18 protein-coding genes are annotated in these 17,818 nt (G+C 63.8%); 7 read left to right on the top strand and 11 right to left on the bottom strand.

Annotated features, from left to right (window positions below; all coding sequences use genetic code 11):
* Positions 1 to 4: 4 nt before the first annotated feature.
* Genes AC0L3E_RS10615 through rlmN form a run of 3 tightly spaced genes read right to left on the bottom strand, consistent with a single transcriptional unit; the run spans position 5 to position 2,168 of the window.
* Positions 5 to 484: a hypothetical protein gene (locus AC0L3E_RS10615; RefSeq protein WP_473604743.1), complete on the bottom strand. Its 480-nt coding sequence runs from the start codon at positions 482 to 484 to the stop codon at positions 5 to 7.
* Positions 481 to 936 carry a hypothetical protein gene (locus AC0L3E_RS10610; protein WP_473604742.1) on the bottom strand — a complete coding sequence of 152 codons (456 nt, stop codon included), beginning with the start codon at positions 934 to 936 and terminating at the stop codon, positions 481 to 483. The genes AC0L3E_RS10615 and AC0L3E_RS10610 overlap by 4 nt, the downstream gene beginning before the upstream one ends.
* Positions 933 to 2,168, bottom strand: a complete 1,236-nt coding sequence (gene rlmN / locus AC0L3E_RS10605; protein WP_127329343.1) for a dual-specificity RNA methyltransferase RlmN — start codon at positions 2,166 to 2,168, stop codon at positions 933 to 935. The genes AC0L3E_RS10610 and rlmN overlap by 4 nt, the downstream gene beginning before the upstream one ends.
* A gap of 158 nt (positions 2,169 to 2,326) precedes the next feature.
* Here rlmN and AC0L3E_RS10600 point away from each other — a divergent pair, with 158 nt between their 5' ends.
* On the top strand, positions 2,327 to 3,682 hold the full coding sequence (locus AC0L3E_RS10600) for a chloride channel protein (protein ID WP_473604741.1): 1,356 nt from the start codon (positions 2,327 to 2,329) through the stop codon (positions 3,680 to 3,682).
* A 66-nt stretch (positions 3,683 to 3,748) separates the two neighbouring features.
* Here the strand turns inward: AC0L3E_RS10600 and AC0L3E_RS10595 are convergent, their stop codons facing one another.
* From AC0L3E_RS10595 to AC0L3E_RS10585, 3 genes are all read right to left on the bottom strand, one after another.
* Positions 3,749 to 4,252: an invasion associated locus B family protein gene (locus AC0L3E_RS10595; RefSeq protein WP_127268363.1), complete on the bottom strand. Its 504-nt coding sequence runs from the start codon at positions 4,250 to 4,252 to the stop codon at positions 3,749 to 3,751.
* A gap of 270 nt (positions 4,253 to 4,522) precedes the next feature.
* Positions 4,523 to 4,885 carry a YkvA family protein gene (locus AC0L3E_RS10590; RefSeq protein WP_224697606.1) on the bottom strand — a complete coding sequence of 121 codons (363 nt, stop codon included), beginning with the start codon at positions 4,883 to 4,885 and terminating at the stop codon, positions 4,523 to 4,525.
* Positions 4,886 to 5,008: 123 nt separating this feature from the next.
* Complete coding sequence (locus tag AC0L3E_RS10585) at positions 5,009 to 5,305, bottom strand: 4a-hydroxytetrahydrobiopterin dehydratase (RefSeq protein ID WP_292458587.1); 297 nt, start codon at positions 5,303 to 5,305, stop codon at positions 5,009 to 5,011.
* A 50-nt stretch (positions 5,306 to 5,355) separates the two neighbouring features.
* On the opposite strand from AC0L3E_RS10585, the gene AC0L3E_RS10580 reads away from it, so the two are divergent.
* Positions 5,356 to 5,874, top strand: coding sequence for a low molecular weight protein-tyrosine-phosphatase (locus AC0L3E_RS10580; RefSeq protein WP_127329345.1), 519 nt, complete (start codon positions 5,356 to 5,358; stop codon positions 5,872 to 5,874).
* On the opposite strand, the gene thpR is transcribed toward AC0L3E_RS10580, so the two are convergent.
* Together thpR and AC0L3E_RS10570 are read right to left on the bottom strand one after the other, a co-directional pair.
* Entirely contained in the window at positions 5,778 to 6,374 is a 597-nt protein-coding gene (gene thpR, locus AC0L3E_RS10575) for an RNA 2',3'-cyclic phosphodiesterase (protein ID WP_127329347.1), read from the bottom strand. The two genes, AC0L3E_RS10580 and thpR, sit on opposite strands and share 97 nt — an antisense overlap.
* A gap of 125 nt (positions 6,375 to 6,499) precedes the next feature.
* Positions 6,500 to 7,144, bottom strand: coding sequence for an arylesterase (locus AC0L3E_RS10570; RefSeq protein ID WP_128307369.1), 645 nt, complete (start codon positions 7,142 to 7,144; stop codon positions 6,500 to 6,502).
* A gap of 85 nt (positions 7,145 to 7,229) precedes the next feature.
* Between AC0L3E_RS10570 and AC0L3E_RS10565 the strand changes: the two genes are divergently transcribed.
* From AC0L3E_RS10565 to AC0L3E_RS10550, 4 genes are all read left to right on the top strand, one after another.
* Entirely contained in the window at positions 7,230 to 7,925 is a 696-nt protein-coding gene (locus AC0L3E_RS10565; protein WP_027037462.1) for an ABC transporter ATP-binding protein, read from the top strand.
* Complete coding sequence (locus AC0L3E_RS10560) at positions 7,925 to 10,474, top strand: ABC transporter permease (RefSeq protein WP_128307370.1); 2,550 nt, start codon at positions 7,925 to 7,927, stop codon at positions 10,472 to 10,474. The genes AC0L3E_RS10565 and AC0L3E_RS10560 overlap by 1 nt, the downstream gene beginning before the upstream one ends.
* Positions 10,475 to 10,702: 228 nt before the next feature.
* Positions 10,703 to 11,482, top strand: a complete 780-nt coding sequence (locus tag AC0L3E_RS10555) for a Bax inhibitor-1/YccA family protein (RefSeq protein WP_127271172.1) — start codon at positions 10,703 to 10,705, stop codon at positions 11,480 to 11,482.
* A gap of 106 nt (positions 11,483 to 11,588) precedes the next feature.
* Positions 11,589 to 12,161: a GNAT family N-acetyltransferase gene (locus tag AC0L3E_RS10550; RefSeq protein ID WP_128307371.1), complete on the top strand. Its 573-nt coding sequence runs from the start codon at positions 11,589 to 11,591 to the stop codon at positions 12,159 to 12,161.
* A 117-nt stretch (positions 12,162 to 12,278) separates the two neighbouring features.
* Here the strand turns inward: AC0L3E_RS10550 and AC0L3E_RS10545 are convergent, their stop codons facing one another.
* Positions 12,279 to 12,665 carry a DUF2794 domain-containing protein gene (locus tag AC0L3E_RS10545; protein WP_127269004.1) on the bottom strand — a complete coding sequence of 129 codons (387 nt, stop codon included), beginning with the start codon at positions 12,663 to 12,665 and terminating at the stop codon, positions 12,279 to 12,281.
* Between the two features lie 606 nt (positions 12,666 to 13,271).
* Complete coding sequence (locus AC0L3E_RS10540) at positions 13,272 to 14,072, bottom strand: DUF1223 domain-containing protein (protein ID WP_127269003.1); 801 nt, start codon at positions 14,070 to 14,072, stop codon at positions 13,272 to 13,274.
* Positions 14,073 to 14,244: 172 nt separating this feature from the next.
* Here AC0L3E_RS10540 and AC0L3E_RS10535 point away from each other — a divergent pair, with 172 nt between their 5' ends.
* Positions 14,245 to 14,922 (top strand): ceramidase domain-containing protein, encoded by a 678-nt coding sequence (locus AC0L3E_RS10535; RefSeq protein ID WP_127269002.1) that lies wholly within the window; start codon positions 14,245 to 14,247, stop codon positions 14,920 to 14,922.
* A 70-nt stretch (positions 14,923 to 14,992) separates the two neighbouring features.
* On the opposite strand, the gene acnA is transcribed toward AC0L3E_RS10535, so the two are convergent.
* Positions 14,993 to 17,683 carry an aconitate hydratase AcnA gene (gene acnA / locus AC0L3E_RS10530; protein ID WP_473604740.1) on the bottom strand — a complete coding sequence of 897 codons (2,691 nt, stop codon included), beginning with the start codon at positions 17,681 to 17,683 and terminating at the stop codon, positions 14,993 to 14,995.
* Positions 17,684 to 17,818 lie beyond the last annotated feature (135 nt).

Below are 17,818 nucleotides of genomic sequence, written 5' to 3'. Positions count from 1 at the left end.
GCCGTCATCCTGTCTGGCCATCCTCTTTTGACCCTGGTTCGCCTTGCCACCAGCTTGCGGCCCAGCGCCCGGCGCTGAGCCAGTAAAAGATACCACCGACCATGCCGCTGCCGATCACGGCCATGATGGCGCTGGTGTCCCTGACAGCGAAGGCGGTGTCACCGCTGTGGTTGGCAAGCCCGAGGAAAACACCGGCAACCACCGCGCCCGCCAGCGCATAGAACAGCCAGTCGCGCCGGCCGAGGATTTCGGCAAGCAGGATGACGACAGAGGCCGGCATCAGGGCGAAATAGGCGACGAACAGGGCGGCGAAGGGAATTGAGAAATACAGGGAAGCCGTCGCCGTCGGATGCGCATGCTCCGGCGTGTAGCCGAGCGATGCCAGCAACAGGATGTTGAGGAAGGCGCTCGCCGCCAGCGAGGCGATGGCATAGCCGAACAGGATGACGGTGAAACGGATGAGGTAGCCGACGAGACGGGTCATCCCAGATCTCGGCCCAAATCCTGGCGCATGCCCGACTTGCGTCCGGCCAGAAGCCAGTAGACCGAACCGGCGGCAATGCCGGCGGTGGCCAGGAAACCGAGAAAGCCCGGATTGAAGATAAAACTGCCGGCCGAGCGCGGCATGGACACGCCAAAGGCGATGGACGTGATCGCACCCGTGGCGGCAAAGTAGAACCATCCCCGCAGCGAAAACCATTCGGCGACAAAGAGCGCCGGGCCGACGATCAGCAGCGCGGCGATCGTCACGGTCAACACGGCGAGCGGGAACGAGCCCAGCCAGTCGAAAGCGAAAATGATGGACCAGTTGCCATCTTCCAAACCTTCCAGAAGAGCGATCAGCAGCACCGGGACCAGGATCGAGGTCAGCACGGCGGCGATATAGCCGACCGCCATCACGGCGAGGCGCTTCAGCCAGGCGACGGGGCGGCTCACGCCTCGCCGTGCCCCGCTATCATCATCGCTTCCAGCGCCAGCCGGTCGACCTTGCGCATGCGCTCGGAGTCGGACTTGAGCTGGCCGCAGGCGGCGAGGATGTCGCGGCCGCGCGGCGTGCGGATCGGCGAGGCATAGCCGGCATTGTTGATGTAATCGGCGAATTTCTCGATCGTCTCCCAGTCCGAGCACTGGTAGTTGGTGCCCGGCCATGGGTTGAACGGGATCAAATTGATCTTGGCCGGAATGCCCTTGAGCAGCTTGATCAGGCCCTTGGCGTCCTCGATGGAATCGTTGACGTCCTTCAGCATCACATATTCGAAGGTGATGCGCCTGGCGTTCGACAGGCCGGGATAGGCGCGGCAGGCGGCGATCAACTCCTTCAGCGGATACTTCTTGTTGATCGGCACAAGCAGGTCGCGCAGATCGTCATTGGTGGCATGCAGCGAGATCGCCAGCATGACGCCGATCTCCTCGCCGGTGCGGAAGATTTCCGGCACGACGCCGGAGGTCGATAGCGTGATGCGGCGCTTCGACAAGGAAAGGCCGTCACCGTCGGAAGCGATCAGCAGCGCCTTCTTGACCGCTTCGAAATTGTAAAGCGGTTCGCCCATTCCCATCATGACGATGTTGGACACTTTGCGGCCCTCGGCCGGCACGATGGCGCCGTCGGGCGTGTCGCGGTCGGGAAAATCGCCGAGCCGGTCGCGGGCGGTGAGCAACTGGGCGAGGATCTCCTCAGCCGTCAGATTGCGCACCAGCTTCTGCGTGCCGGTGTGGCAAAACGAGCAGGTCAGCGTGCAGCCCACCTGCGAGGAGATGCACAGCGTGCCGCGACCCTCTTCGGGAATGTAGACAGTCTCGATCTCGACCGGCCGGCCGGCGCCGCGCGGCGGAAAGCGGAACAGCCATTTGCGCGTGCCGTCGGCGGAAATCTGCTCCTCGACGATCTCGGGCCTGGCGACGGTGAAGTGCTTGTCCAGTTCGGCGCGCAGATCCTTGGAAATGTTGAACATGCCGGCGAAATCGGAGACGCCGCGCACATACATCCAGTGCCACAGCTGCTGGGCGCGCATTTTCGCCTGGCGCTCGGGCACAGTGCCTGATGCAACCAGAGCCTCGGCGAGCTCGACCCGCGTCAGGCCGATCAGCGACGGCTTTTCGGGCTGTGCCGCGCGGGCGCGCAACGCGTCGCGGGCGCCGTCAGTGGTGAGATCGAATGAAAGGGTCATGGTTGCACTGATATAAGCGGTTTGCGGCCGATTTCACGCATCGTGCCGGAAAGGAAGCGCGGCGCATAGCACAGGTTGAGGGCAGAGTCATGGGTTGTGCCGGTTTAACCTCTGGCCTGCACGTGTTAGGGCTCGATACTCCCCGCTCGAGGACAGACATGGCCGGCACATCGCGAAGATATCCCATGCTGCGGCGTTCGCGCGCGATATGGGGCTCACGGCGGGTGTGGCAGCCGCGCCTGGTGTTCTGGGCCGGGGCGCTTGGCATCGGTGTGATCAGCGTGCTGTTCGCGGTGCTGGCGGACAGGGCGCAGGAACTGTTTCACCTGATGACAGGAGACGCAGGTGGCTGGCGTTTCTATCTGCCGCTTGCCGTTACGCCGTTGGGTTTCGTGCTGTGCGCCTGGCTTGCCCACACCTTCTTTCCCGGCTCGCAAGGCAGCGGCATTCCGCAGGCGATCGCCGCCCGCCATCTTCGCGACGACGAGGACCGCGGCCACATCCTGTCCCTCAAACTGGTGGTCGGCAAAATCATGCTCACCATCGTCGGCCTGTTCTGCGGCGCCTCGATCGGCCGCGAGGGTCCGACCGTGCAGGTCGGCGCGTCGCTGATGCTGCAGGCGGCGCGCTGGGGCGGCATGGTGCAGGCGCGGGGCCTGATCCTGGCCGGGTCGGCCGCCGGTATCGCCGCCGCCTTCAACACGCCGCTGGCCGGCATCGTCTTCGCCATCGAGGAGATGGGCCGCACCTACGAGGCGCGTACCAACGGGCTGGTGCTGACGGCGGTGATCCTGGCCGGCCTCGCCTCGCTCGGCCTGCTCGGCAACTACACCTATTTCGGCGTCGCCAAGGACACGATCTCGTTTGCCGCCGAGTGGCCGCTGGTGATCGCCTGCGGCGTCATCGGCGGCGGGCTCGGCGCGCTGTTTTCGCTGCTGGCGTTGAAGGCGACACGCCGGATCCGGCGCTGGAACACTGGGCAGCCTTTGCAGCGCGCTTTGCTGGTCGCGGCCGTCTGCGGGCTGCTGGTTGCAGTGATCGGCATCGCCTCGGACGGGCTGACCTTCGGCACCGGTTACGTGCAGGCACGGGGCGCCGTCGAAGGCACGCCGCTGCCATGGTTCTTCTTTGCCGAAAAGTTCCTGGCGGGACTGCTGTCGATGATCTCGGGCATTCCGGGCGGCATCTTCGCGCCCTCGCTGGCGGTCGGCGCCGGCATCGGCAGTTCGCTCGGCCTCCTCTTCGGCGCCAGCACGGGGGCTGCGGCACTGCTCGGCATGGCCGGCTATTTCGCCGGGGTGGTGCAGGCGCCGATGACGGCCTTCGTCATCATCCTGGAGATGACCGGCAATCACGACAATGTCATCGCGCTGATGCTGGCCTCGATGCTGGGCTACGGTACGGCGCGGATGATCTCGCACGAACCGCTCTACCACGCGCTGTCGCGTGTTTTCATCGCCGAGGCGATCCGGCGGCGGCGGGCGGAGGCCGGGCCGGGATCGGCGCAAGGCTGAAAGCAAAAGGCCGGGCTTCGCGGCCCGGCCTTTCATTCAAACGAAGTGCGTGCCTGCACTCCTTGCCTATTTGCACTTGGCAATCGACGTCAGCGCCGCCGAAATACCTTTCAGCGAGAAGACATAGGAGGTGGGATTGCCGCGGCCGGACTTCGCCGTCACCTTCATGTCGGTGCCGGTCTTCATGGCGGCGATCAGCACCGGCTCCTCGGCGGCATTCTCGACCCAGGCCGATTTGCCGCGGGTGAACATCGAAAACGTCTTCTTGTCGATGGTCACGGTGGCCTTGGAGCCGTCCTGGAAATTGTAGCCGGCAATGAATTGCGGCTCGTAGGACACTTGCTGGCCGGGCCGCTGGCTGACGAAGAAGAACATGTCGCCATGATCGAGCGTAGGCGGCTGCTTGTCGGTCGGCACGGTCAGGACATAGCAGACCTTGCCGCCCGATGCCTGGTAACTGTAGGTGCCCCAGGCATTGTGCTGGCCGATCTTGGTCGCCGACTGCGCCAGCGCCGGCGCTGCCACGGCCACCAGGACCAGGCTCGAAACTAGTGCAATTAATCCGCGCATCGCTTTTCCCGTATTCCAAATGGTGCGGAGGCAGGCCGGCTTGGCGTCCTGCCCGTCGCTTCATTTTGATTTAATCTGGGTTACCAAACGGTGAATTTCCGAAGAGAAAAGGACCCTCACCCCGAGGAAACCGCCGCCATTCCCGCGCCGCCGCCTTGCGAGCGGCTGGCGCGACATCCCTTGGGCGACTTGGAGGCCACGAAAGCGGCAAGAGTTTGACTTTTTACGCTGCCGCAGAAAGCCGGCTTCAACGGCGTTCCGTGCGCGAGTTCAGCCCTTGTCGGCCATGGCGTCCCTGGCGGCCTGCCGGTGCGCAGTGGTGATGTGGGCACTGACGGCGGTGATCGCGGCGGTGAGCACGGCGATGTCGTCGGTGAAGCCAAGCCCGAAGACGAAGTCGGGGATGACATCCACCGGCAGCACGAAATAACCGAGCGCGGCCAGCAGAATGCCTTTGGCGCGCAGCGGGGTGTTCTTGTCCATGGCGCAGTAGTAGGCGGCCACGACCTCTTCCATAAAGGGGATCTGCCGCGCGGCCTTCTTGGCTGTGCGCCAGAATTTCTCGCGCACTTCGCTCTCGTTTGCCAGCTTGCCGCCAAAGCCGAAGAAATCAAAACCGGATTGTTGCGCCATCAGTGTCTCCTTGCGAGCGCCCATGCGCATCCGGCGCATGCCCGCGGGGGAAAATGTGGTGAAACCCGACCCCGGCTACAAGATGCCGGTGCCGATTTGAGCCTGCCGAGGCGATACCAGGCCTCAGGCGCCGGCAAAACGGTTCATTTTCTTGGCCAGATCGATATCGAGCGCGGTGACGCCGCCGGCGTCATGAGTGTTCAGCGTCACATCGACGGTCTTGTAGATATTCGACCAGTCGGGATGATGGTCCATCGTCTCGGCGGCAAGCGCGACGCGGGTCATGAAGGCGAAAGCCTCGGAGAAATTCGCGAAGGTGAATGTGCGCTTGATGGAAGCGCCGTCTTCCGCCAGCGCCCAGCCGTCAAGACCGGTCAATGCGGCTTCAGCGGCTTGCCTGCCCAGTTTCTCTCTCGCCATGTCCATATCCTGTGCTATTCGAAAACGACCCTCACCATAGCGACGGATCGATGAGCGCGAAGCCCATAAACTCCATTCTCTTCGTCTGCCTCGGCAATATCTGCCGGTCGCCGCTGGCGGAAGGTGTCTTCCGCGCGGTTTGGGCCGAGCGCGGGTCGGCCCGGGATATCCTGCTCGATTCAGCGGGAACCAGTGACTGGGAGGCCGGCTCTGCCCCCGATCGACGCGCGATCGCGATCGCGGTGCGGCACGGCGTCGACATTTCCGGGCAAAGGGCGCGCAAGGTCACGCCGCAGGACCTCCACCGTTTCGACCTGATCCTCGGCATGGACCGGTCGAATGTCGCCGACCTGAAGGCGCTGGCGCCGGCGGCCGTGCAGGACCGCATCCATCTGTTCCTGGAGTTCGCGCAGGGAAAGGCACGCGACGTGCCGGATCCTTATCATGACGAGGTAGAAGCCTTCGCTTCCGCCTATCGCATGATCCGCGAGGCGTCGGAGGCGCTGGTGACAAGGCTGGACGCGCGGGCGTCCGTGCCTGACAGCGGCCAGGCTTCCTCGACGATGTAAGGTCCGCCGCCGACCGAATCGCGCGACGACATCAGCACGAAACGGCCGATGCGGAACGGCAGCGTCGAGAAATTGCCGCGCGCCGACAGATATTGGGCGACGTCCAGCGGGGTCGAATTGCGTAAGCGTGCCAGCGTGACATGCGGCATGAACTTGCGGGGATCGGCCGGGATGCCGAGCCGCTGGCAGATGCGGTCGATCTCGCCCTGAAGGGCGGCCAGACCGGGCGAGGCGGAAGCGCCTGCCCACACCGCATGTGGCTTCTTCTGGCCGAAAGCGCCGACGCCGGACAGCGCCAGCGAGAAGGAAGGGCGGTGGACGCGGTCGAGCGCGTTGGCGATCTCGTCGGCGACATGGCCGGGGACATCGCCGATGAAGCGCAGCGTCAGATGGTAGTTTTCGACATCGATCCAGCGGGCTCCCGGCAAGCCGCCCCGCAGCAGGGACAGCGAAAGGGCAGCGTCACGCGGAATTTCGAGGGCGGTGAAAAGACGCGGCATGAAGAGCCTCCCTTCCTCGAATCGAACTGTCATCCCCAGCGAATCATCGATAGTCAAACGGAGCAAGAGGTTTGTTGGCCACAGTCCCTGTTAAAAGCCCCATGCGCGGAAACAGTTCCAATCTGCTAGGAATCGCCCGGCACTGCCGCGATCACCTTCTCGACCGTCGGCAGGATGCGTTCGACTATCTGGTCGACGCCTTCAACGCTCGGATGCAGGCCGTCCTCGAGTTGCATGCCGGGCTGGCCGGCGACGCCGTCGAGAAAGAACGGGTAGAGCACGACGTCGTATTTCTTCGCCAGGTCCGGAAAAATGGCGTCGAACGCATTCTGGTAGTCGGGGCCGAGATTGGGTGCGGCACGCATGCCGGCCAGAAGCACGGCAATCTTGCGCTGCTTCAGCTTGCTCAGCATCTCGTCGAGGTTCTTCCTGGTGATGTCGGGCGAAACGCCGCGCAGCATGTCGTTGGCGCCGAGTTCGAGGATGACCAGTTGCGTGCCGTCGGGCACCGACCAGTCGAGCCGCGCCAGGCCACCGCTCGTCGTGTCGCCGGAAACGCCGGCATTGTCGACGCTCACATCATGGCCTTTGGCGCGAAGGGCAGCCTGCAGCCTGTCGGTAAAGCCCTGGTCAGGCCCAAGGCCATAGCCCGCCGTCAGGCTGTCGCCGAAGCCGACGATTTTGAACGGCTCGGCACGCGCTGACGGCATGGCGCCGCAAATGGCGAGGAAAACCATGAGGCCTGCGGCAATACTGCGTTTGAAAGACATGCGGCAGGCCCCATATGAGCTAGGAATTCTTCAGTCGACGGCTTCCGGCAAGCAGAGCCTTCCCAGATTATAGGACGATTTCATTTTGACAGAAGCCGTCATCGCGCTGAAAGATGTATCCCTGACCCTTGGCGAGGGCGCTTCATCGGTGCATGTGCTGAAGGGTGTCAGCCTTGATGTGGCGACCGGGGAGGCGACCGGCATCGTCGGGCCTTCGGGTTCCGGCAAGTCGACATTGCTGATGGTCCTGGCAGGACTGGAAAGGGTCGATTCGGGTACGGTCCGAATCGCCGGCGAGCTGCTCAACGGCAAAAGCGAAGACCAGATTGCTTCGTTTCGTGGCCGAAACATTGGCATCGTGTTCCAGTCCTTCCATCTCATTCCCAACATGACGGCGCTCGAAAATGTCGCGGTGCCGCTGGAACTGGCCGGCCATGCCGATCCGTTCGCGGTAGCGGCGCGCGAGCTGGCGGCGGTTGGCCTCAGCGACCGCGTCACCCACTATCCCGGCGAATTGTCGGGCGGCGAGCAGCAGCGCGTGGCGATCGCCCGCGCATTGGCGCCGTCGCCGCGCATCCTAATCGCCGACGAGCCGACCGGCAATCTCGACCAGGCGACCGGGCGGCAGGTCGCCGACCTCCTGTTTGCCAAAGCGGCCGAGCGCGGCATGACGCTGGTGCTGGTGACCCATGATCCGGCGCTCGCGGCGCGCTGTTCGCGCCAGGTATCGATGCGCTCGGGCCGGATCGAGGCACCTACCCCCGTCAAGGTGACGGCCTGATGCCGCTGTCCCGGACGTTGAGGCTCGCGGTTCGCTTCTCGTTGCGCGAGATGCGTGGCGGCCTGTCCGGCTTCCTCATCTTCCTCGCTTGCATCGCGCTCGGCGTCGCGGCCATCGGCGGCGTCAACTCGGTGGCGCGTTCGATCACCGCCGGTGTCGCCAATCAGGGCCAGACGCTGCTTGGCGGCGATCTTCGCTTCGAGATCAATCAGCGTGACGCCAGCCAGGCGGAGCGCAGCTTCCTTGACGGGCTCGGCACAGTTTCCCGGACCGCCAGCATGCGTTCGATGGCGCGTCTGGCCGACGGATCCGACCAGGCGCTGGTCGAGGCCAAGGCGGTCGACCATGCCTATCCGCTCTATGGCACGCTGGAGACCGAGCCGGCACTGTCGAAACAGGAACTGTTCGGCGAAGAGTTCGGCGTCTTCGGCGCAGCGGCGCCCGATCTTCTGTTCGAGCGGTTGCACGTCAAGATCGGCGACCGGCTGAAGCTCGGCACCGCCACTTTAGAACTGCGCGCCAGGCTGGTCGCCGAACCGGACGCCGTGTCCGACGGTTTCGGCTTCGCGCCAAGGCTGATGATCTCGACCGACGGGCTGGCGGCGACTGGACTGATCCAGCCGGGCAGCCTGGTCGAGAATGCCTACAAGATCCGGCTGCCGGCGGACGCCGACGAGTTGCGGCTGAAGGCCGTCCAGGACCAGGCCGCCACGGATTTCCCCGAAGCAGGCTGGTCGATCCGCACACGCAGCAACGCAGCGCCCGCGCTGTCGTCCAACATTGAACGTTTCTCGCAGTTCCTGACCCTGGTCGGGCTGACGGCGCTGGTGGTCGGCGGTGTCGGCGTCGCCAACGCAGTACGCGCCTATCTCGACGGCAAGCGCGGCGTCATCGCCACCTTCAAGAGCCTGGGCGCTTCGGGCGGCTTCGTCTTTGCCGTGTATCTGGTGCAGATCCTGATCATTGCCGCATTGGGTATCGTGCTGGGCCTTGTGCTCGGCGCACTGATGCCGTTCGCGGCGAGTGCGGCCTTGCAATCCGTCATTCCGGTGCCGGCCGAAGGCGGCTTCTATCCCGGCGCGCTCGGCATGGCGGCGCTGTTCGGCCTGCTGGTGACGTTGGCTTTCGCGCTGCTGCCGCTCGGCCGCGCCCGCGACGTGCCGGCAACCGCGCTGTTTCGCGAAATGGGGCTGGAAGGCCGCGGCTTGCCGCGCCCCGCCTATGTCGCGGCGGCCATAGGTATCGCGCTGTTGCTTGCGGCGCTGGCCATTCTGTTCTCGGGCGATCAGCGCATCGCCTCGATCTTTGTCGGCGCTACCGTCTTCGCCTTCCTGGTGCTGCGCGTGGTCGGCGCACTGGTGCAATGGGCGGCCAGGAAGAGCCCGCGCGTGCGCTTCGTGGCGCTCAGGCTCGCTATCGGCAACATCCATCGGCCAGGCGCGCTGACGCCATCGGTGGTGCTGTCCTTGGGGCTCGGCCTGACGCTGCTGGTGACGCTGGCGCTGATCGACGGCAATCTCAGGCGGCAGATCTCCGGCAGCCTGCCGGAACGGGCGCCGAACTTCTTCTTCGTCGACATCCAGAGCGCCGATGTCGCGTCTTTCTCGGCGCTGATCGGCAAGGAGGCGCCGCAGGGCGTACTGGCCAAGGTGCCGATGCTGCGCGGCCGGGTGATGGCGCTGAACGGTATCGATGTCGACAAGGTGAAGGTGCCGGCGGAAGGCGCCTGGGTGCTGAGGGGCGACCGCGGCCTGACCTATGACACCAGGCAGCCGCAGAACGCGACGTTGACCGAGGGCAGTTGGTGGCCCGAAGATTACAGCGGCGAGCCGCTGGTTTCGTTTTCGGCGCAAGAAGGCAAGGAGATCGGGCTGAAGCTCGGCGATACCATCACCGTCAACGTGCTCGGACGCAATGTCACCGCCAGGATCGCCAATTTCCGCCAGGTCGAGTGGGAGACGATGGGCATCAATTTCGTCATGGTGTTCTCGCCCAACACATTCGCGGGCGCCCCGCATGGCTGGATGGCGACGCTGACCGAAAAGAGTACCTCGACGGCCGACGACGCCCGCATCCTCAACGCCGTCACCCGCGCCTTCCCGGCGGTGACGACGGTGCGGGTCAAGGACGCGCTCGATGTCGTCAACCGGCTGGTCGGACAGCTCGGCTCGGCGATCCGGGCCGCGGCCGGCGTGGCGCTGATCGCTTCGGTGCTGGTGCTGGCCGGCGCGCTCGCCGCCGGCAACCGGGCGCGCATCCATGATGCGGTGGTGCTGAAGACGCTGGGTGCGACACGCACGACGCTGATATCGGCCTTCTCGCTCGAATACATGCTGATCGGACTGGCCACCGCCATCTTCGCGCTGGCGGCGGGCAGTGCGGCGGCCTGGTTCGTCGTCGCGCGCATCATGACATTGCCGTCGCATTTCATGCCCGAGGTGGCAGTGGCGACCATTCTGTTTTCGCTGGTGATCACGGTCGGCATTGGTCTGGCCGGCACCTGGCGGGTGCTCGGCCACAAGGCAGCACCGGTGCTGCGCAATTTGTGACGACAGGCCCGGAAGTGGGCATCCTGGATTAAATCTTGGTAAGAAAGCCCTCCGAAAAGCCGAGGAATCGGCACTTCGCCCTCTCACGAACCGTTACATCCGGTTACGGACTTGTTCTTGACGCGAATAACCATCATATTTCGCCACAGGCATGCTGGAGCCCTGCCAGCGGCGCCTGGGTCCGGAAGGACCTGACACCCGACGGGGCAGAAGCAATAGAGGACTACAATGGCTGATCCCATTCGCAACTACCAGACGCGCGCCGTGCCCGGCGTCAGCGTCGGTGCCGACATCGATCAGGGCCTGCGCGCCTATATGATCAGGGTCTACAATCTGATGGGGCTTGGCCTCCTCATCACTGGTCTTGCCGCGATCGGCACGATCATGCTGGCCACCACCACCGATCCGGCTTCGGCTGTCGCGACGCTGCCAAGCGGCGAGATGCTGACCTCCTTCGGCTACGCGATCTTCGGCTCGCCGCTGCGCTGGGTGGTGATGCTGGCGCCGCTGGCTGCCGTGCTGTTCCTGTCGTTCCGCGTTCAGTCGATGAGCGTTTCGGCGGCGCAGACGACGTTCTGGGTCTATGCTGGTCTCGTCGGCCTGTCGCTGTCTTCGATCTTCCTGGTCTACACCACGGCCAGCATCTCACAGACCTTCTTCGCCACGGCCGCCGCCTTCGGTGCGCTGTCGCTGTTCGGCTACACCACCAAGCGCGACCTGACGGCGATGGGCTCGTTCCTGATCATGGGCGTGTTCGGCATCATCATCGCGTCGGTGATCAATATCTTCCTGCAGTCGTCGGCGCTGTCCTTTGCCGTGTCGGCGATCGGCGTGCTGGTCTTCGCGGGCCTGACCGCCTATGACACGCAGAAGATCAAGGAGATGTATTTCGAGGGCGACACTTCCGACGTCGCCGGCCGCAAGGCGATCATGGGCGCTCTGACGCTCTATCTCGACTTCATCAACCTGTTCATGTTCCTGCTGCAGTTCATGGGCGACCGCCGCTAAAGCGGCATTGGACCATCAACTTCCGGAAGGGCGGCCCAACGGCCGCCCTTTTCTTTTGTCTTTGCCCTTGCTGTTATTGCGAGCAGAGAAACGGCATGCATAAACAATGAGCAATATTGCGATCCGGCCCGCCACGGTGGCCGACCTCGACAGCGTCACGGACATCTATGCCGATGCGGTGACCCAAGGCACGGCGAGCTATGAGCTGGAGCCGCCGAGCCGTGCGGAGATGGGTGTTCGATTCGACAGCCTGACGGCCGGCGGCTTTCCTTACCTGGTGGCGGAGAAGGACGGGACCGTTCTCGGCTACGCCTATGCCGGCGCCTTCCGGCCACGCCCGGCCTATCGCTTCATCGTCGAGGATTCGGTCTATGTCGCGCCCGAGGCCAAGGGCCAGGGCGTCGGGCTCAAGCTGATGCAAAGCCTGATCGAGGCAGTGACGACGGCGGGCTTTCGCCAGATCATCGCGGTGATCGGCGATGGCCGTCCCGAAAGCGCCTCGGTGCGGTTGCACGAAAAGCTCGGCTTTCGCCATTCGGGACGCCTTGAAGGTTCCGGCTACAAGCATGGGCGCTGGCTGGACACGGTGTTCATGCAGCTGTCGCTGAATGGCGGTGCGACGCTGCCGCCCGATCCCGAATCGCTGCCGGAGCGGAAGTTTCGCCTTAGGGGGAACTGAAGAATTGAAGAATTGAAGAATTGAAGAATTGAAGAAGATAGCGTCAGGCGTCGAGTGCCCTTTTCATCAATTCTTCAATTCTCCAGTTCTTCAATTCCCCTGCTCTAATTCCCCAGCTCAGGCTTCGACCAGCTTCAGCTTGCTGTCGAACACACCAAGCACGCGGCCGAGTTCCTGGCCGCGCTTCAGGATGCGGCCGCCGGCGGCGATGACGGCAAAAGCGCCCTGCTTGCGGGCCAGTTTCGGATCCTTGACGATCTGGAACAGCGGCACTTCGCTGGTGCGGCGAAATACGGAAAACACAGCGCGATCCGCAAGATGATCGATGGCGTAGTCGCGCCATTCATTGGCGGCGACCATGCGGCCGTAGAGCCTGAGGATCTGGTCCAGCTCGCGGCGGTCGAACCGCACCGGCTGATCGAGACGTTCGCGTCGCGCCTCGTGCAGCGGGATCAATATCGCGGATGCGTCCCCATCCCCCGTCCCGCCGCTGTCATCGGTCATGCCTCGATCCTTCAAAATGAATCTTTGCCAACCAAAGTTGGCGTGTTCGCGACTGAATTGCAAGCCCAGCGAACCGAGCCCCGCGCCGCGCTGTTTCCGTTACGTCCAGTCACTTTTAGGAAACGCCGTGTTGGAATTGGTGATGTTCCGCCACATTTCTGCCTTTTTTTATCCGCGCTCATGCCCCAATGTCCGACGAATTTACCGGTGTTGCCTGAGACGGTTCGGTCCGGCACCGGCTCGTAAACCCCAAGCCCCCCGCCCACGGGTCTGCGTCGGATCGAACCAACCTCGGTTCTTCTTCGGAAGAATCGGGTGCGACGATCCCAAAACCTAAATGACCGACGTCAGAAGCAAGCTGACGTCGGTTTTTTATTGGCTGGTGAGTCGAGTGCGGTTTTTCACCGAGCGTCGCGTCCCCCTCACCCGGATTGCGAACCGAATTGCGAAGGGGCAATTCGGGACAATCCGACCTCTCCCCGAGGTGAGAGGAGATCGCGGCGGCGCTTTATCTCTTCTCCCCTCGGGGAGAAGGTGGCCGCGAAGCGGCTGGGGGCCTCTCCCATCCGCTGTCCTAGCGAAGATGAGGGGCGACGCCGACGTCGGTTAAGGCTTGTGGATGAACGCGGCGCCGAGAATGGGACCGGGCATGCCGTCCTTGCCGACCGACTGCAGCAGCACGGCGCAGCCGCCCTTTTTGGCAATCTCGCTCATCGGCAGTTCGTAGCGTTGTGCCTTGCCATGCCACATGCCGGCGGTCTGTATCCCGGTGACGGCGTTCCAGTAGGTCATCTTGCGGCCGGTGTTCTCGCCCTCGCCGACCTTGACCGTCTGCGGCGGGTCGAAATAGACGATGACGACATGGGCGTCGCTGGGGCCGTTGCCGGCATCGCCAGCGTCGATCGTCACACGGTCGCTGGTGCGGCTGACCTTGACGGCGACGCGCATGCCTTCGCCGCTCTTGGCCATGCGGGCGAGCGCGCCATCGACCTCGCCGCGGCTGGCGCCGTTGACGTGGACACGGCCATTGATAACGGCCTGCGGCGTATAGACGGAGCGGCTGCCGAAGGCGCGCATGTAGTCGTATTGCCGCTCGGTGTTCTCCTTGCGGCCCAGCGTATCCTGCCAGCCGAGATAGTCCCAATAGTCGACGTGATAGGCGAGCGCGACGATATCTTCCTTGGCGGCAAGTTCGGAGAATAGCGTATCGGCCGGCGGGCAGGAACTGCAGCCCTGGCTGGTGAACAGTTCGACCACGCCCAATGGCCTGTCGATCTGGGGCCTGTCGATCTGGACCCGGTCGGCATGGGCGCGATCGGATTCGCCGGCATGCCCGGCGCCGGCAGACGCCGAGAAGGCCAGCGCAAGAGCTGCCAGCCACAATGATTTTCGCGAGGCCATGGCCATTCCGATTCCCGCCGGTGGTGCCGGCTTTATCTTGATTGCTAAAATATGTGGCAGAACCGGAAGTCAACGGGAAGTCACGTTGCGGTGAAATTTTGCCATTGCAGCCGACCGCAACCCCGCAATAGGAAGGATCTGCGCTTCAGGATAGAAACCGATTCGGGCGACAATCACGATGTGGCAAACGTTTTTGGCGCCAGTCGACCTCTATTGCGAGCGGACCGGCCCGGAATTCTGGTCCGAACCGGTAAACGCCCTGACCAACCTCGCCTTCATCGCCGCCGGCCTGTGGGGCGTGCGCGAGGTGCGAAGGCTGGGCACCGGCGCCTTCGCCGAGGTGCTGGCCTGGTGGGTGGTGGCGATCGGCATCGGCTCGACGATCTTCCACACCTTTGCCACCAAGGGCACGGTCTGGGCCGACGTGCTGCCGATCGCCGGCTTCACGCTGGCCTACACGCTGTTCAATCTGCGTCGCTTCCTCGGCATGCGATGGGGCAAGGCCATTGCCATCTTCATCGCCTTCTATGTGCTTGCCGGGGCGATAACCCTGGCCGTGCCGGACTGGCTGCGCCAGGCGTCGAACGGTACGACGGGCTATCTGCCGCCGTTCCTGGCGCTCGCCTTCTTCGGTGTCTGGGTGACGGTGAGCGGCAATCGCGCCGGCTGGTATAATCTGGCGGGATCGGCGATCTTCGTCGTGTCCGTCATCTGCCGGATGATCGATCCGGTGATCTGCGGCAGCTTTCCTCTCGGAACGCACTTCCTCTGGCACATCCTCAACGGCGTGATGCTCGGCGTGCTTTTGGCGGCAGCGGCGCGGTTTGGGAAGCCTAAGGTAGGCAGTAGGCAGTAGGCAGTAGGCAGTAGGCAGTAGGCAGTAGGCAGTAGGGGTCTCTATTCCCTACTGCCTAGTCCCCTATTCCCTAAGCTGCAAGATCGCGCAGCACGTATTGCAGGATGCCGCCGTTCTTGAAGTAATCGAGCTCATCCAGCGTATCGATGCGGCAGATGATCGGCACGTTCTTCACCGTGCCGTCGCCATAGGTGACCTTGGCGATCATCGTCTGGCGCGGTTTGATGGTGCTCAAGCCGTCGATCTCGACCAGCTCGTCTCCCTTGAGGTTGAGCGATGCCCATGAGGTGCCTTCCTCGAAGACGAAGGGAATGACGCCCATGCCGACCAGGTTCGAGCGATGGATGCGCTCGAAGGACTGGGCGATGACCGCGCGGACACCAAGGAGATTGGTTCCCTTGGCCGCCCAGTCGCGCGACGAGCCGTTGCCGTATTCGACGCCGGCGAAGACAACCAGCGGCACGTCTTCCCTTTTGTATTCCATCGCCGCGTCGTAGATCGATTCCTCTTCCTTGGACGGGTAGTGGATGGTGTAGCCGCCCTCGCGGCCATTCTCGCCCAGCATGTGGTTGCGGATGCGGATGTTGGCGAAGGTGCCGCGCATCATCACCTCGTGGTTGCCGCGCCGCGTGCCGTACTGGTTGAAGTCGGCGACGCCGACGCCGTGGTCGGTGAGGTATTTGCCGGCCGGCGAGGCCGCCTTGATCGATCCTGCCGGCGAAATGTGGTCGGTGGTGATCTTGTCGCCGAACAGGCCGAGCACGCGGGCGCCCTTGATATCGCCGATCTTGCCGAAACCTGACGTCATGCCGGCGAAATAGGGCGGGTTCTGCACATAGGTCGAGTTGTCGTCCCACGCATAGGTCTGGCCTTCCGGCGCCTTGACGTTCTGCCAGTACTCGTCGCCTTTGAAGACATCGGCATATTTGCGGGCGAACAGCTCGCGGGTGACGTTCTTCTCGATGAACTCCTGGATCTCGGCCGAGCTCGGCCAGATATCCTTGAGGTAGACCGGCTCGCCGTTCTTGTCCTCGCCTAGCGGCTCGGTGGTCAGGTCCTTTGTGACGGTGCCGGCCAGCGCGTGCGCGACGACCAGCGGCGGCGACGCCAGATAGTTGGCCTGCACGTCGGGCGAGACGCGGCCTTCGAAGTTGCGGTTGCCGGACAAGACCGCGGCAGCGATCAGGCCCTTGTCGTTGATGGTCTTCGAGATCGGCGCCGGCAGCGGCCCGGAATTGCCGATGCAGGTGGTGCAGCCGAAGCCGACCAGGTTGAAGCCGATCTGATCGAGTTCCTTCTGCAGGCCGGATTTCTCCAGATACTCGGCCACCACCTGGCTGCCCGGCGCCAGCGAGGTCTTCACCCACGGCTTCTGCTTCAAACCGAGGCGGTTGGCGTTGCGGGCCAGGAGGCCGGCGCCGATCAGCACGCTCGGGTTCGAGGTGTTGGTGCACGAAGTGATGGCGGCAATGACGACATCGCCGTGACCGAGATCATGGTCGGTGCCTTCGACTGCGTAGCGCTTGGAGATTTCGGCGGCCTTCTTGTATTCGGTCTCCATCGCCTTGGCGAAACCTTCCGGAATGCCTTCAAGGGCGACGCGGCCCTCGGGCCGCTTGGGTCCGGCCATCGACGGCACGACGGAGCCAAGTTCCAGCTCGAGCAGATCGGTGAACACCGGATCGGTCGAGCCGGTCTCACGCCACATTCCTTGAGCTTTGGCATAGGCCTCGACCAGCGCGATGCGGTCCTCGCTGCGGCCGGACATTGTGAGGTAGCGGATGGTTTCCGAGTCGACCGGGAAGAAGCCGCAGGTGGCGCCATATTCGGGCGCCATGTTGCCGATGGTGGCGCGGTCGGCCAGCGTCATGTTGGAGAGGCCCGGCCCGAAGAACTCGACGAACTTGCCGACGACGCCCTTCTTGCGCAGCATCTGGGTGACGGTGAGCACGAGGTCGGTGGCGGTGACGCCCTCTTTGAGCTTGCCGGTGAGGCGGAAGCCGATCACCTCAGGCAGAAGCATGGAGACAGGCTGGCCGAGCATGGCCGCCTCGGCCTCGATGCCGCCGACGCCCCAGCCGAGCACGCCAAGGCCATTGATCATGGTGGTGTGCGAATCGGTGCCGACGCAGGTGTCGGGATAGGCCGTCGTTTCGCCGTCCTCGGTGTTGGTCCACACCACCTGGCCGAGATATTCGAGGTTGACCTGATGGCAGATGCCGGTGCCGGGCGGCACGACGCGGAAGTTGCGGAATGCCTGCTGGCCCCATTTCAGGAATTTGTAGCGCTCCTCGTTGCGCTCATATTCCAGCTCGACATTGCGGGCGAAGGCCATCGGCGTGCCGAATTCGTCGACGATGACGGAATGGTCGATGACGAGGTCGACCGGCACCAGCGGGTTGATCTTCTGCGGATCGCCGCCGAGCGAGGCCATGGCGTCGCGCATCGCGGCAAGGTCGACCACGGCCGGAACGCCGGTGAAATCCTGCATCAGCACGCGGGCCGGGCGATAGGCGATCTCGACGCCGGCGGTGCCCTTGTCGGTCAGCCAGCCGGCCACCGCCTGGATCGATTCCTTGGTGACGGAGCGGCCGTCTTCGTTGCGCAGCAGGTTTTCCAGCAGCACCTTCATCGAATAGGGCAGCTGCGAGATGCCGGTGAGACCGTTCTTCTCGGCCTCTATGAGGTCGAAATAGGCATACTCCGCGCCGCCTGCGGTCAGCGTGCGGCGGCAATTGAAACTGTCGAGGGATTTTGACACGTGCGATCCTTGTCTGTTCAGCCTGAAAGGGAACGGACGCCGATGGCATGCAATCACGCGCAAAGGTGCGGGTACGGCCATTTCCGCTGTCCGTTCCCAAGCAACCCGAGCCGTTCAAGGCGGCGCGTGCGCTGG

This window comes from Mesorhizobium sp. WSM4822, from assembly GCF_055811155.1.
The sequence above is the reverse complement of the archived record's forward strand: the minus strand, read 5'-3'. Positions and strand labels throughout refer to the sequence as shown.

What these genes read in the sequence shown, in the direction of transcription:
- AC0L3E_RS10600 (WP_473604741.1), top strand. Translation starts at nt 2,327, where the DNA reads ATGGCCGGCACATCGCGAAGATATCCCATGCTGCGGCGTTCGCGCGCG.
- AC0L3E_RS10590 (WP_224697606.1), bottom strand. Translation starts at nt 4,885, where the DNA reads ATGGCGCAACAATCCGGTTTTGATTTCTTCGGCTTTGGCGGCAAGCTG.
- AC0L3E_RS10535 (WP_127269002.1), top strand. Translation starts at nt 14,245, where the DNA reads ATGTGGCAAACGTTTTTGGCGCCAGTCGACCTCTATTGCGAGCGGACC.
- AC0L3E_RS10560 (WP_128307370.1), top strand. Translation starts at nt 7,925, where the DNA reads ATGCCGCTGTCCCGGACGTTGAGGCTCGCGGTTCGCTTCTCGTTGCGC.
- AC0L3E_RS10585 (WP_292458587.1), bottom strand. Translation starts at nt 5,305, where the DNA reads ATGGCGAGAGAGAAACTGGGCAGGCAAGCCGCTGAAGCCGCATTGACC.
- AC0L3E_RS10595 (WP_127268363.1), bottom strand. Translation starts at nt 4,252, where the DNA reads ATGCGCGGATTAATTGCACTAGTTTCGAGCCTGGTCCTGGTGGCCGTG.
- rlmN (WP_127329343.1), bottom strand. Translation starts at nt 2,168, where the DNA reads ATGACCCTTTCATTCGATCTCACCACTGACGGCGCCCGCGACGCGTTG.
- AC0L3E_RS10540 (WP_127269003.1), bottom strand. Translation starts at nt 14,072, where the DNA reads ATGGCCATGGCCTCGCGAAAATCATTGTGGCTGGCAGCTCTTGCGCTG.
- thpR (WP_127329347.1), bottom strand. Translation starts at nt 6,374, where the DNA reads ATGCCGCGTCTTTTCACCGCCCTCGAAATTCCGCGTGACGCTGCCCTT.
- AC0L3E_RS10615 (WP_473604743.1), bottom strand. Translation starts at nt 484, where the DNA reads ATGACCCGTCTCGTCGGCTACCTCATCCGTTTCACCGTCATCCTGTTC.
- AC0L3E_RS10545 (WP_127269004.1), bottom strand. Translation starts at nt 12,665, where the DNA reads ATGACCGATGACAGCGGCGGGACGGGGGATGGGGACGCATCCGCGATA.
- AC0L3E_RS10580 (WP_127329345.1), top strand. Translation starts at nt 5,356, where the DNA reads ATGAGCGCGAAGCCCATAAACTCCATTCTCTTCGTCTGCCTCGGCAAT.
- AC0L3E_RS10570 (WP_128307369.1), bottom strand. Translation starts at nt 7,144, where the DNA reads ATGTCTTTCAAACGCAGTATTGCCGCAGGCCTCATGGTTTTCCTCGCC.
- AC0L3E_RS10550 (WP_128307371.1), top strand. Translation starts at nt 11,589, where the DNA reads ATGAGCAATATTGCGATCCGGCCCGCCACGGTGGCCGACCTCGACAGC.
- AC0L3E_RS10555 (WP_127271172.1), top strand. Translation starts at nt 10,703, where the DNA reads ATGGCTGATCCCATTCGCAACTACCAGACGCGCGCCGTGCCCGGCGTC.